The 1,631-nt window shown below is 60.9% G+C and carries 1 protein-coding gene and 1 pseudogene; one reads left to right on the top strand and one right to left on the bottom strand.

What is annotated here, in order from left to right; translation table 11 throughout:
• Nucleotides 1-143, bottom strand: a pseudogene (locus AC1DVH_RS30800) (MFS transporter); the annotation flags it as partial.
• A gap of 191 nt (nt 144-334) precedes the next feature.
• On the opposite strand from AC1DVH_RS30800, the gene AC1DVH_RS30795 reads away from it, so the two are divergent.
• On the top strand, nt 335-1,631 hold a 1,297-nt coding region (locus AC1DVH_RS30795; protein ID WP_477756971.1), incomplete at its 3' end, for a UvrA family protein.

Raw genomic sequence — 1,631 nt, 5'->3', positions numbered from 1 at the left:
GCTCCGGCCAGATCCATCCCATAGGTCGCCAGTACCGGCAACACCATGAACATGCCAAGCATACGGAAGGCGAACACCAGGGCCAGACCGCTTGCTGCGCGGGTCTCGCTGCCACTCATGCGCTCGCTGTGGGGATCGTGCATGGAAAAACCTCATGTGAACCGGCGGCGATTCTACCAGTCCCATCGATTGGCAGGGTATATCGCGACGCTTTGACGCGCATTGCTGACACACTCTTCATGTAAGACGGTAACCCTCTCGTTTGATAGTGTGCATCCATCCAGTATTTGGCCGTATACTCCTACGTTTTCGACGCCCGCCAAGCGAGGCCACCTTGGACAAGATCCTGATTCGTGGGGCTCGAACCCACAACCTGAAGAACATCGACCTGACCCTGCCACGGGACAAGCTGATCGTCATCACCGGCCTGTCYGGCTCCGGCAAGTCATCCCTGGCTTTCGACACCCTGTACGCCGAGGGTCAGCGCCGCTACGTCGAATCGCTTTCGGCCTACGCCCGGCAGTTCCTGTCGATGATGGAAAAACCCGACGTCGACACCATCGAAGGCCTGTCGCCGGCGATCTCCATCGAGCAGAAGTCCACCTCGCACAACCCGCGTTCGACGGTCGGCACCATCACCGAAATCTACGACTACCTGCGCCTGCTATATGCTCGCGTGGGTATTCCCCGTTGCCCGGATCACGACATCCCGCTGGAAGCGCAGACCGTCAGCCAGATGGTCGATCTGGTCCTCGCCGAACCGGAGGGCAGCAAGCTGATGCTGCTGGCGCCGGTCATCCGCGAGCGCAAAGGCGAGCACCTGTCGGTTTTCGAAGAGCTGCGCGCACAGGGCTTCGTCCGCGCCCGAATCAACGGCAAGCTCTATGAGCTGGACGAAGCCCCCAAGCTCGACAAGCAGAAAAAACATACCATCGATGTCGTGGTCGACCGCTTCAAGGTTCGCGCCGACCTGCAACAACGCCTGGCCGAATCCTTCGAGACCGCGCTGAAACTGGCGGACGGCATCGCCCTGGTGGCACCGATGGACGACGAGCCGGGTGAAGAGATGATCTTCTCCGCGCGCTTCGCCTGCCCGATTTGTGGCCACGCCATCAGCGAGCTTGAGCCAAAACTGTTCTCCTTCAACAACCCGGCCGGCGCATGTCCGACCTGCGATGGCTTGGGGGTGAAGCAGTTCTTCGACATCAAGCGCCTGGTCAACGGCGAACTGACCCTGGCCGAAGGGGCGATTCGCGGTTGGGATCGACGCAACGTCTATTACTTCCAGATGCTCGGCTCGCTGGCCTCGCACTACAAGTTCAGCCTGGAAGTACCGTTCAACGAACTGCCGGCCGATCAGCAGAAATTCATCCTGCACGGCAGCGGTTCGCAAAACGTCGACTTCAAATACCTGAACGACCGTGGCGATATCGTCAAACGCTCGCACCCGTTCGAAGGCATCGTGCCGAACCTGGAGCGACGCTACCGCGAAACCGAATCCGCGTCGGTGCGTGAAGAGCTGGCCAAGTTCCTCAGCACCCAGTCCTGCCCGGACTGCCGCGGCACCCGCCTGCGGCGTGAGGCGCGGCACGTGTGGGTCGGCGAGAAAACCCTGCCGGCGGTAACCAACC

It is taken from the genome of Pseudomonas sp. P4_C3, assembly GCF_056402075.1.
Note: the sequence above shows the minus strand (reverse complement) of the source record. Positions and strands in the feature narration are given on the sequence as shown.